Annotated in this window: 13 protein-coding genes; 7 read left to right on the forward strand and 6 right to left on the reverse strand. The window is 70.7% G+C overall.

Annotated elements, in window-relative coordinates:
* Positions 1-144: 144 nt before the first annotated feature.
* Positions 145-1,140, reverse strand: coding sequence for an alpha/beta hydrolase (locus tag ACFW16_RS17320; protein WP_380307158.1), 996 nt, complete (start codon positions 1,138-1,140; stop codon positions 145-147).
* A gap of 14 nt (positions 1,141-1,154) precedes the next feature.
* Positions 1,155-2,078: an MBL fold metallo-hydrolase gene (locus ACFW16_RS17325; protein WP_380307160.1), complete on the reverse strand. Its 924-nt coding sequence runs from the start codon at positions 2,076-2,078 to the stop codon at positions 1,155-1,157.
* A 90-nt stretch (positions 2,079-2,168) separates the two neighbouring features.
* Between ACFW16_RS17325 and ACFW16_RS17330 the strand changes: the two genes are divergently transcribed.
* Complete coding sequence (locus ACFW16_RS17330) at positions 2,169-3,104, forward strand: LysR substrate-binding domain-containing protein (protein WP_380307162.1); 936 nt, start codon at positions 2,169-2,171, stop codon at positions 3,102-3,104.
* Between the two features lie 7 nt (positions 3,105-3,111).
* On the opposite strand, the gene ACFW16_RS17335 is transcribed toward ACFW16_RS17330, so the two are convergent.
* Positions 3,112-4,032: a hypothetical protein gene (locus tag ACFW16_RS17335; RefSeq protein WP_380307164.1), complete on the reverse strand. Its 921-nt coding sequence runs from the start codon at positions 4,030-4,032 to the stop codon at positions 3,112-3,114.
* Positions 4,033-4,423: 391 nt separating this feature from the next.
* On the opposite strand from ACFW16_RS17335, the gene ACFW16_RS17340 reads away from it, so the two are divergent.
* Together ACFW16_RS17340 and ACFW16_RS17345 are read left to right on the forward strand one after the other, a co-directional pair.
* On the forward strand, positions 4,424-5,506 hold the full coding sequence (locus ACFW16_RS17340) for a 3-deoxy-7-phosphoheptulonate synthase (protein ID WP_380307166.1): 1,083 nt from the start codon (positions 4,424-4,426) through the stop codon (positions 5,504-5,506).
* 267 nt (positions 5,507-5,773) lie between these two features.
* Entirely contained in the window at positions 5,774-6,292 is a 519-nt protein-coding gene (locus tag ACFW16_RS17345) for a GNAT family N-acetyltransferase (RefSeq protein ID WP_380307168.1), read from the forward strand.
* A 196-nt stretch (positions 6,293-6,488) separates the two neighbouring features.
* Here ACFW16_RS17345 and ACFW16_RS17350 read toward each other — a convergent pair whose 3' ends face one another.
* Entirely contained in the window at positions 6,489-7,346 is an 858-nt protein-coding gene (locus tag ACFW16_RS17350) for an SDR family NAD(P)-dependent oxidoreductase (RefSeq protein ID WP_380307170.1), read from the reverse strand.
* A 112-nt stretch (positions 7,347-7,458) separates the two neighbouring features.
* Between ACFW16_RS17350 and ACFW16_RS17355 the strand changes: the two genes are divergently transcribed.
* Positions 7,459-8,157 (forward strand): extensin family protein, encoded by a 699-nt coding sequence (locus ACFW16_RS17355; RefSeq protein ID WP_380307172.1) that lies wholly within the window; start codon positions 7,459-7,461, stop codon positions 8,155-8,157.
* A 4-nt stretch (positions 8,158-8,161) separates the two neighbouring features.
* On the opposite strand, the gene ACFW16_RS17360 is transcribed toward ACFW16_RS17355, so the two are convergent.
* Positions 8,162-8,479, reverse strand: coding sequence for a chorismate mutase (locus ACFW16_RS17360; protein WP_380307174.1), 318 nt, complete (start codon positions 8,477-8,479; stop codon positions 8,162-8,164).
* Between the two features lie 106 nt (positions 8,480-8,585).
* Here ACFW16_RS17360 and ACFW16_RS17365 point away from each other — a divergent pair, with 106 nt between their 5' ends.
* Entirely contained in the window at positions 8,586-9,167 is a 582-nt protein-coding gene (locus ACFW16_RS17365; protein WP_380307176.1) for a DNA-3-methyladenine glycosylase, read from the forward strand.
* Between the two features lie 52 nt (positions 9,168-9,219).
* Here the strand turns inward: ACFW16_RS17365 and ACFW16_RS17370 are convergent, their stop codons facing one another.
* A complete protein-coding gene (locus ACFW16_RS17370) occupies positions 9,220-9,576 on the reverse strand; it encodes a hypothetical protein (protein WP_380307178.1) in 357 nt (118 codons plus the stop codon).
* Between the two features lie 507 nt (positions 9,577-10,083).
* Between ACFW16_RS17370 and ACFW16_RS17375 the strand changes: the two genes are divergently transcribed.
* Positions 10,084-10,815 (forward strand): LuxR family transcriptional regulator, encoded by a 732-nt coding sequence (locus ACFW16_RS17375; protein WP_380307180.1) that lies wholly within the window; start codon positions 10,084-10,086, stop codon positions 10,813-10,815.
* A gap of 245 nt (positions 10,816-11,060) precedes the next feature.
* Entirely contained in the window at positions 11,061-11,261 is a 201-nt protein-coding gene (locus tag ACFW16_RS17380; protein ID WP_380307182.1) for an MbtH family protein, read from the forward strand.
* Positions 11,262-11,263: the final 2 nt, after the last annotated feature.

An 11,263-nucleotide genomic window follows, 5' to 3' on the forward strand; every position in this document is an offset into this window, starting at 1 on the left:
CGGGCGGGGGCCGCGGGGGGGGGGGGGGGGGGGGGGGTTGGGCACTGGGGTTGCCGCGGCCCACACCGCCTCCGGGGTTGCCCCCCCCCCCGGGGGGGTCCCCCCAACGCGAGCGACATCCGAGGGACGTATGAACTGCCCCTCTTACCCCTCCGGCACGCACTCCTCATCCAGGAAATCCCCGATCGCGCGGAAGGCCTGCAGCCGGTTCTTCTCCATCAGCACCATGTGCGTGCCCTCGCCGATCTCGACCCAGCGACGGTACGGCGCGCCGGTGAGGCGGGTGAAGTAGTCCTGGACAACGCCGAGCGGCACGTCCAGGTCCCATTCGGCATGAACCAGCAGCACCGGCACGGTGATGGTGCCCGGCTCGTAGAACGGCCGCCCGGCGCCCCAGTATTCCCGCGTGTCGAGGATCGGGCCGGTGCCGGCGCGCATGGTCGGCGGCGACTGGAGCCGGCCCTCGGGGTCGGTGGCCAGCGCCGCTTCGGCCCAGGTCTCGAACCAGCCTTCGGGGATCAGCCCGTCGCGCCTGGCCTCCGGCGCCCCCTCCAGCCAGCGCGCCTTGCCCTGCAGCACCGGGATCCGGCGCCAGGCGCCGAGCGGGCCGCCCGGATCGATCCGCGCCTGGCCGGGGTTCAGCCATTGCGGCGCGACCAGGGCCAGCTTCGCCACCTTCGCATTGTTGCGGCTGGTGTAGGCGCCGGCGACCGAGCCGCCCCAGGACATGGCGACGATACTGGTCCGCTCGAGGCCGCGCCGCCGCAGCACGAAGTCGACCGCAGCCGAGAAGTCGCGCACCCCGGTCTCGGTCCGGCCGAGGGGCGGGTTCTCCTCCGGCGGCCGGTCCATCTCCGGCGGCCGGGTCGAGCCGCCGGTGCCGCGGACGTCCACGGCATGGACGTCGTAGCCGCGGCCGGCCAGCCAGTCCATGAAGGAGAAGCCGCCGACCGGCACGTCGAACAGGGTGCCGGAGGAATAGGTGGCGCCGTGCATCATCACGATGCTGCGCTCCGGCGAGAAATCGCGCATCCCGGCCGGCCGCTTGTTGCGGATGTGCAGGTCGATGCCCGGCGTGTCGCTCGGGATCATCAGGTCTTCGACCGCGATCTCGGCCGGGGTGTTGCTGGTCGATGTCATGATCTCGATTCCGGTCAGGCGAAGGTCCAGTCGAAGCGGTCGCCGCGGCGGGTGACGCGGCCGGCGGAGCTCTCGGCGAAATGGCCGGGCAGGACGAGGGCGCCGCTCTCGGCCGCCTGCTCCAGCAGCCAGCGGCGGGAGGCGCGCGCCGGCTCCGGGAACTCGCAGTAGCGGGAGTTCCAGCCGGGCTCGCAGACCTGCAGCGGGTGGTGCATGACGTCGCCGGCGAACAGCGCCTCCTCGCCGCGCGAGCGCAGGCGGATCACGGCGTGGTCGATGCTGTGGCCCGGGGCCGGGTGGAAGGAGATGCCGTCCAGCACCTCGCCGCCGTCGACCGAGACCAGATCGGCCAGCCCGGCGTCGAGCACCGGCCGGACGCTGTCCTGGTAGACGCCGTCGAGCGGCGGGTGCCGCGGCGTGCCGAGCGCCGGGTCGGGACGGAAGCCGCCGGCCGACGGGTCGGTCAGGCTTTCGCCGTAGCGCTGCTCGACCGACGAGACATGGTGGCGGGCGTTCGGGAAGGTCGGCACCCAGCGGCCGTCGACCAGCCGGGTGTTCCAGCCGACATGGTCGGCATGGACATGGGTGATCAGGACGTGGTCGACATCCTCCGGCCGCACCCCGGCCGCCGCCAGGCGCTGCAGGTAGGGCACGTCGAGCCGGTGCATCAGCGGCACCGTCGGCCGCTCCTTGCCGTTGCCGGTGGCGGTGTCGATCAGGATGGTGTGGTGCGGCGTGCGCACCAGCCAGCTGTGGATGCCGAGGCTGATCGCCCCGGTCTCCGGGTGCAGCGAGCCGGGCGAGACGCGGCCGCGGTGCCGGTCGGCGGCCTCCGGATCGATATCGGGATAGAGCTCGGCCGGCGAGCCGTGGGCCAGCGGGATCTCGTCGATCCGCGTGATCGTGGCGTCGCCGATGCGAAAGCTGGGGGAGCCCATGGGCCGTCTCCGCTGTGGGCGCGCCGCCGCTTGACGGCGCCGGCCCCAGAGCTAAGGTGCGCGGGATCAGCAATCAAATCGATCCGCCTCATGGGCTCCATCGATCATTTCGATCTTCGATCCTTCGACCTGAACCTGCTGGTCGCCTTCGACGCGCTGATGCAGGAGCGGACGGTCACCCGCGCCGCCACCCGGCTGAAGGTGCAGCAGCCGGCGATGAGCCACAGCCTGTCGACCTTGCGGGTGCTGCTGCAGGACGAGCTGTTCGTGCGCGTCGGCCAGGCGATGCAGCCGACCGCCAAGGCCCGCGCCCTGGCGCCGCGCATCCGCCAGGCCCTGCTGCAGATGCAGGAGGTGCTGCGCGCCGAGGACGGCTTCGACCCCGAGACCCAGGACCGGATCTTCCGCCTGGGCTTCTCCAGCGAGCTGGAGCTGCTGCTGATGCCGGACCTGACGGCGGAGCTGCGCCGCTGCGCCCCCGGCATCCGGGTGATCGGCCGGCCGGTGTTCCGGGAGGAGGTGCACCGGCTGCTGGACGACGGCGAGATCGACTTGGCGGTGGGCTGCTTCGACCACGGCGCCACCCGGCATCGCGGCGTCGCGCTGTACGACCAGGCGCTGGCCTGCTGCTTCAACCGGGAGCTGCTGCCGCTGGACCCGCCGGTCGACCTCGACGCCTATCTCGCGACCGGCCACGCGCTGGTGACGCTGAACAACCTGCTGCAGGGCTGCCTCGACGAGGCGCTGGGCCGGGTCGGCGCCGGCCTGAACGTGGTGATGGCGTCGTCCGAGTTCATGACCGTGCTGTCGACCGCGGCCGAGGCGCCGGTGCTGGCCACCCTGCCGGCGCGCATGGCCCGGCGCTACGGCCCGCGATTCGGGCTGACGCTGAGCCCGCTGCCGCTGCCCCTGGAGCTGCGGCTGCCGGCGGTGGCGATGGTGTGGTCGGCCCAGACCGACCGCGACCCCGGCGCCGCCTGGCTGCGCGACCGGGTGGCCCCGATCCTGCGCCGCCAGTCGAATTGAGGCCCAGTCAGTTCACGCCCTGGACCGAGCGCAGGGCGAAGTCGCCGCCGAAATTGACCAGCATCACGCCGTTCCAGCCGTCGCGGAATCCGTTGTCGCTGGCCTCGATCACGGTCTTGCCGTCGAGCGCCACCACCATCCGGCCGGCGGCGTCGCGGGTCCAGGTCAGGCGGGTGCGGTCGCCCCGGCGCAGCGGCGCGGTGTTGGTGGTCTGCGCCACCTGGGTGATGCCCGAGCGCCCGGCGCGGTACAGCGCGAAGACCGGGCTGTTGGACGGCAGATAGACCAGCCGGTAGCCGGAATCCTTCGACGTGCCCTGATAGACCCGGATCTCGAACTGGCCCTGGTTGGCGATGTCGGTCAGCTCGAACTCGAGCCCGAAATTGTTCTTCAGCCCCTGCTGCAGCGCGATCGCCGCGACCCCGCCCTGCTGCCCGTTGGCCGCCTTGGTGTCGCTGTGCAGGCCGTTCCTGTCGACCGACCAGGTGCCCTGCAGCGAGGTCCAGGCCGGGTTGGCGGTGTAGTTGCCGTCGCTGAAATCGTCGCTGAACACCCGGGTGCCGGCGAGCGAGGCGGGCTGCGCCGGCGTGGCCGGAGCCGGGGCCGGAGCGGGCGCCGCGGCCGGCGGCTGGGTGGAGGCGGCCGGCGGCTGGGCCGGGACCGGCGGCTCCGCGGGGGCGGTCGAGGCCGAGTAGCGCTGCACCAGCCCCTTCAGGTCGGCGATGAAGTCCGGGCTGGCCGCCTTGTCCCGTTCGGCCTGGCCGACCATCCGCGACAGGTCGTCGAGCAGCGCCTTGCTCCGGTCCTGCTGCGGCGGCTGCCAGGGGGCGTAGCGCGGGGTCGACTGCGCCAGCGCCATGGGGGCCAGGGCGGCGGACGAGAGCAGGGCGGCGGCGAGGATGGGGAGAAGGGCTCGGACGGGTTTCATCGACGGGGCTCCGCTTCCAGGTCGCGACGGCACATGCCGTTCTGACGCGCCGGACGGCCGGGCTCAAGCCCTTCCGATCGACGCGCCGGAAAAACCCACGGGCACCGCCGCGGTTCCGGCCCGGCATGATCGTCGCAACATTCCGAATGCCGCGGCCGCCGGATGCGACGATTCCCGAAACAACGGCCGTGACAAAGCCGCAATCCCGGCTTATATGCAGGGCATGAGCTTCGTCCGCGCGACCTACTTTTGGTACTTTAGCTACCCGCTGCCAGCGGCGGAGCGAGGGTGCGCGTGATCTGAAGATCGATCGACGAGAGACCCGAGAGCCGCCAGATCCCCTGGCGGCTTTTTTGTTGCCGCCGGCGGGGTGAACCCAGGAGCCCAAGCCGTGTTGAAGACCACCGACGACCTGCGTATCCGCGAGATCAAGGAGCTGAGCACACCCGCCGAGGTGATGCAGGAGCTGCCGCGCGATGCCGTGGCCACCCGCACCGTCACCGAATCCCGACGCGCCCTGCACGGCATCCTGCATGGGACCGACGACCGCCTGGCGGTGGTGATCGGCCCCTGCTCGATCCACGACCCCGCGGCGGCGCTGGAGTATGCCCGCCGGCTGCAGCCGCTGCGCCGGCGCCTGGGCGGCGAGCTCGAGATCATCATGCGGGTCTATTTCGAGAAGCCGCGCACCACGGTGGGCTGGAAGGGGCTGATCAACGACCCTGACCTGGACGGCAGCTTCCGGATCGACAAGGGGCTGCGGCTGGCGCGCGGCCTGCTGCTGGAGGTCAACCGGCTGGGCCTGCCGGCGGCCTGCGAGTTCCTGGACATGACCACGCCGCAATACATCGCCGACCTGGTCGGCTGGGGCGCGATCGGCGCCCGCACCACCGAGAGCCAGATCCATCGCGAGATGGCGTCCGGCCTGTCCTGCCCGGTCGGCTTCAAGAACGGAACCGACGGCAATGTGAAGATCGCGGTCGATGCCGTCGGCTCGGCCTCGCAGCCGCATCATTTCATGGCGGTGACCAAGAGCGGCCGTTCGGCCATCGCCTCGACCGCCGGCAACGAGGACGCGCACATCATCCTGCGCGGCGGCAAGGCGCCGAACCACGACGCCGCCAGCGTCGAGGCCGCCTGCGCCGAGCTGGCCAAGGCCGGGCTGCGGCCGGCGGTGATGATCGACGCCAGCCACGCTAACAGCAGCAAGAAGCCGGAGAACCAGCCGAAGGTGGTCGACGACGTGGCGCGCCAGGTCGAGGGCGGCGACGGCCGCATCGTCGGCGTCATGGTCGAGAGCCACCTGGTCGCCGGGCGGCAGGACCTGGTGCCCGGCCGGCCGCTGGTCTACGGCCAGAGCATCACCGACGGCTGCATCGGCTGGGACGAGTCGGTCGCGGTGCTGGAGCGGCTGGCCGCCGCGGTCGCGGCGCGGCGGGCTGTAACACCACGGACGTTGACGGCGACCGCCTGAGACCCGATCATCTCAGCATGACCCGCTTCACCCGAGCTACCACCAGCGCCAGACGACGTCGCCCTTCGGCGCCCGCGGCGCTGGGCGCCGCCACTAGACGTGGTCGCCCTCGGGCGACCGGGGCGGCGCGGTGCGCCGGGAGAGGCGGGGGAGCCGCCGGGACCCGTCCCGGCTGATCCCAACCGGATCCCGACCACCGCAACCCGCCGTCCCCGACCGGCGGGTTTTTTCTTGCCGGCCGCCCTGCCCCCCGAAGGAACGCAGACCATGAGCCAGCCCGCCCTCGACCCGCAGGTCCATCAGCCGACGACCGAGCCCCGGATCCGCCGGGCCGCCGCCGACGACGCCCCGGCTGTCCGGGCGCTGACCCGCGCCGCCTACGCCAAATGGGTGCCCGTGATCGGCCGCGAGCCGAAGCCGATGACCGCCGATTACGACCAGGCCGTGCGCGAGCACCGGATCGACCTGCTGCTCGAGGGCGACGACCTGATCGCTCTGATCGAGATCATCGATCGCGGCGACCATCTGCTGATCAAGAACCTGGCGGTCTCGCCCCACGCCCAGCGCCGCGGCCACGGCAGGCGCCTCCTGGCCCATGCCGAGGCGCTGGCGGCCGAGCTGGGGCGGCCGCTGCTGCGGCTCTACACCAATCCGCGCTTCGCCGGGAATGTCGACCTCTACGCCAGCGCCGGCTTCGCCGTGGACCGGGAGGAGCCGTTCCTGGAAGGCACCACCGTGTATATGAGCAAGCCGGTGCAGCTGGACCGGCCCGGGCTTTCGGGCTGAGAGACCGGAAACGGCCCCAGCCTGGTCCCCGATAAAGAATGCGGAGGACGATGAAATGCCTGATATGGGACCAGACTGGGACTTAAGTCTTATAATGGATTACCTATAGGTGCAATACGAATCCTTCCGGCCTACTTAGACGCGCAAGTAAATAGCGCAAAAATTGCCGCGAATGCGATCGACCGACGGCATCGGGTCAGTCGGGCCGCGCCATATGGGCGGCGAACTCGTCCTTGTGGTCCGGGTGCCAGCGCGACAGGGCCGGGCGGTTGCGGATGATGTCCTCCGCCGCCCAGCGGATGCGCTTCTCGTCCATCGCCCGGGTGACGTCGTTGTCGGGGCAGAGGATGTAGAAGTCGCCGCGGCCGAGACCGTCGAGCATGAACTCGGCCACCTGCTCGGCGGTCCAGGCCGCCGCCGGCTTCTCGGCGGCGCCGCGGGCGGTGATGCCGGTGAAGGTGTAGCCCGGGATCAGGAGATGGGCGGTGATGCGGCAGCCTTCGGTCTCGCGCAGCGCATGCGCCAGCCCCTCGGTCAGCACCTTCACCCCGGCCTTGGAGACGTTGTAGGCGGTGTCGCCCGGCGGGGTGGTGATGCCCTGCTTCGAGCCGGTGTTGACGATCAGCCCGTCGCCGCCCTGGGCGATCATCGCCGGGGCGAAGATCTGCACGCCGTGGATCACGCCGTAGAGATTGACGTCGAGCACCCGGCGCCAGCGGTCGTAATGCTCCCACGGCCCGCCGCCCTGGCCGATGCCGGCGTTGTTCATCAGCACCGCGACCTCGCCAAAGCGGCCATAGGCCTCGTCGCGCAGCCGCTCGACCTCCTCCGGCTGCGACACGTCGGTCGGCACGGCGCGGATGTCCGGCGCGCCGCCGGCGGCGAGCTCCGCCACCTCGCCCGCGGCACGGTCGAGCGCCTCGCCGGGCAGATCGGCGAGCACGACCTTAAGGCCGATCGAGGCGAAGCGCCTGGCGGCGGCGAGGCCGATGCCGCCGGCGGCCCCGGTGACGACGGCGACGCGGCCGGCCCGGATCGCGGGATGGGTGGGCATACAGAGACTCCTTGGAGACGGCCGGGGTGATGGCCTGGTCGGATGGCGGCCTTCACTGATCTGGGTCGGCCGGGTCTGGCCGGCAAGCCGGGCCGGACCGATATGATCGGCGATGCGCCGCCGGATCCTGGCCCTCGCCGTCCTGCTCCTCGCCGCCCTCGCCGTCGGCCTGCTGTGGCGCGGCGACATCGCCGTGCCGGCCCGCTGGAATCCCTGGGCGCCGCTGGACCTGCGCGACCCGCCCAACCTGCTGACCGGCCTGAAGCTGGCGCGGGTCAAGGCCGATCCGGATCTGTGCCGGGCGGTGCTGGCGACCTCGGGGCTGAGCACCCGCCCGGTGCCCGACCGGGAGGAGGCGCCCGGCTGCGCTGTCGAGAACGCGGTCGCGGTCTCGCGCGCCGGCGTCGCCCTCGACCGCGGCTTCGTCGCCTCCTGCCGCCTCGCCGTCGCCTTCGCCCTGTTCGAGCGGCACGCGCTGCAGCCGGCGGCGGAGGACGCCTTCGGCCAGAGGGTTGCGGCCGTCGAGCATCTCGGCACCTATGCCTGCCGCAACGTCAATCACCGGGCGGAGGGCCGGCGCAGCCGCCACGCCACCGCCGACGCCATCGATCTCGCCGCGGTGCGGCTGGCCGACGGGCGGCGGATCACCGTGGCCCGGGACTGGCCCGGCGGCGGGCCGGAGGCGCGCTTCCTGCACCGCCTGCGCGACCGCGCCTGCCGGATCTTCGACGTGGTGCTGTCACCCGACTACAACGCCGCCCACCGCGACCATCTGCATCTGGACGTCGGCTGGTTTGGCACCTGTCGTTGAGGCCTCAGTCCCGGGCGCCGTCGCGGATGGCCTCGTGGTGGCGGATCACCTCGGCGACGATGAAGGCCAGGAACTTCTCGGCGAAGTCGGGGTCGAGATGCGAGTCCTCGGCCAGCCGGCGCAGCCGCGCGATCTGCGCCGCCTCGCGCCCCGGATCGGCCGGCGGCAGGCCGACGGTCGCCTTCAGCCGCCCGACCTTCTGGGTGCATTTGAAGCGTTCGGCCAGCAGATGGACGAGGGCCGCGTCGATGTTGTCGATGCTGCTGCGCAGCTCCGCCAGCTCGGGCGGGATGGCGGGCTTCGGTTCGGCGTGCTGGTCCATCGGGTCACCTGGCTCGGAAAGGCCCGACCATAGAGCAGCCGTCCGGGTCCCGCCAAGCCGGCGGATTCCGCTTGCGCCCGGCATCGCTGTCGCGGAGAGAGGCCGGATGCCCGATATGCCCGCCCCCGTGCCGCTCGATCGCACCGCCTTCGCCGCGGACGCGCCTTCCGTCGCCCGGGCCCTGATCGGCGCGGTGCTGCTGGTCGACGGCGCCGGCGGCGTGGTGGTCGAGACCGAGGCCTATGATCCGACGGACCCGGCCTCGCACAGCTTCGCCGGGCCGAACCCGCGCAACGCCGCGATGTTCGGGCCGGTCGGCCACGCCTATGTCTACCGCTCCTACGGGCTGCACTGGTGCCTGAATCTGGTGTGCGACGCCGCCCGGCCGGGCAGCGCCGTGCTGATCCGCGCCCTGGCGCCGACCGAAGGGATCGAGGCGATGCGCACGCGGCGCGGGCTGGACGAGCCGCGCCTCCTCTGCGCCGGGCCCGGACGGCTGGCCCAGGCGCTGGGCATCACCGGGGCGATGGACGGGCTGGCGCTGGACGCGCCGCCGTTCCGCCTGCTGCCGCAGGCCGACACGGTGCCGGTCGTGGCCGGGCCGCGCATCGGCATCACCCGCGGCGCCGCGACTCCCTGGCGCTTCGGCCTGGCCGGGTCGCCCTATCTGAGCCGCCCCTTCCGCTGAGAATCCGAGAGACCGGGACAGGACCAGCCTGCCCCGGCCTGGGGACTCGGACTCAGAGATTGAAGTCGATGTGGCCGAACAGGCCGCCGAGCACGCTGCCCAGCGCGTCGCCGACGCCGTCCGCCACATGGCCGACCGCGTCGCCCACGCCGCCGACGATGTCGCCGACCGCCGACTGGGTGCCTTCCAGCACCGAACCGACGGCGGAGGTGGCGCCGCCGACCACGTCGCCCACCGCATCGCCGACGATGCCGCCGACCTCGGTCAGCACGCCGCCGACGATCTCGCCGGTCCCGCCCACCGCCGTGCCGACGGTGCTGCCGACGCCGGCGACCGCGCCGCCGACCACGTCGCCGACATCGTGCAGCAGGCCGCCGAGAAGGCCGGTCAGATCAAGGATGCCGCTCATGAACGTCTCCTGTGTGAAGGAAGGATCTGCATTGGGGTTGCCGTCGCCGTCTGGACTTGGCCAAAACAACCGGACACAGGAGAGATTCTTTTCCGAAGACAGAAAGAATCTATCCAGGAAAACCGCATCCTGCCCGGCAGCGGATCGGCCGATGTGCAGAAATCGGCTGACAGACAGCATTCCTATCACTCAAATCCGTCAAGTATACCTGCTATGTTATGCAGATTGACTGGGATTTTGGACGTGCCAGCCGAGTCTTCGGCTGACCCGGCCGGGCTTCGCGTCGCGATCCGGGCGCCACCAGGCGACAGGCCGGCACCGCGGCGGCTTGCCGCAGACGGCGGCCCATACGGCCTTATGCGAATCTTCTTTGCGGCATCGGCCGATAGAAATACGATGCACTCAACCGCCATGACTGTAATGAGGCGCAAAAAAGCTTAAAAATAATCAATAAAATTTTCAAGAAAGGGGGGATCCCCAGGTAAAGCACGATGCGGCGAGGGGCAAATGGATCAAATTTTTCAGAATTTCATCTTACATCTGCCGAGCTGCGGCCGGCAGGCGATCGGGGACCTGCTGGAGCAGACGATCAGGGGCTATGGGCTGAGACACTTCGCGTATGTCAGCTTCCCGTCGGGGGAAGACGGCGTGCCGTTGATGCTGACGACCTATCCCGTGGATTGGGCCGAGCGCTATGTCGAGAACCGCTACGACCGGATCGACCCGGTGATCGCGCGGGCGGTCGGAACCATGCTGCCGTTCTCCTGGACGCTCGAGTCCTTCAAATCTCTGCGCGAGCCGATCACGCGCCGGCTGAAGTCCTTCCTGGACGAGGCGGCGGAGGCGGGCATCCGGCGTGGCGTCACCATCCCGATCCACGACCGCCAGGGCCGGGCGTCCAGCCTGACCCTGGCCGAGTTCGGCGCCGAGCCGGACTTCCAGCACTGCGTCGACCGGCACCAGCACGCCCTGCACCTGGTGGCGCTGCATCTGCATGCCCGGCTGCGTCAGGACGAGCGGCCCGAGCCGCAGGCGCGGCCGGCGCTGACGCCGCGGGAGATCGACTGTCTGCAATGGGCGGCCAAGGGCAAGAGCGCGTCGGACATCGCCGAGATCATGCGGATCAGCCGGCGCACGGTGGTGTTCCACACGGAGAACGCGAAGCACAAATTCGGTGTCGCAACACTGTCACAAGCGATCGCCAGAGGAATGATGCATGACATCATCATCTGCGCCTGAACAAAACCTGTAAACCTATACAGCTCACGATAGCTTTCGATTCCAACCAAGCTTCGCGCGGTTAGGACTCATTGGGCTGCGTTGCCGGTCCCGTGCACGCCAATAGTGCGCCGGACCGGCACAGCGGAGCGAGGCGGCGTGCGGGATCGCGACCATTACCGAAGCCACCGGCCCGGCCGCCGGGCCTTGACGAATTCTCGATCCGAGTCCTTCGGCAGTTTGCGCCGGCATAGGGGAGCCTGGATGTGACCAGCGTTTTCGACGATCCGAACGGCCGTTTCCATGTCCTGGTCAACGACGACGGCCAGCATTCGCTGTGGCCGGCCTTCATCCCGGTCCCGGACGGCTGGACCGCGGTGCTGCGCGACGCCGCCCGCCCGTCCTGCCAGGACCATATCGACACCCATTGGACCGATCTGCGGCCGAGATCGCTGGCCGGCCGGTGACG

It is taken from the genome of Inquilinus sp. NPDC058860 (assembly GCF_042743185.1).
Taxonomy (GTDB): Bacteria; Pseudomonadota; Alphaproteobacteria; order DSM-16000; family Inquilinaceae; genus Inquilinus.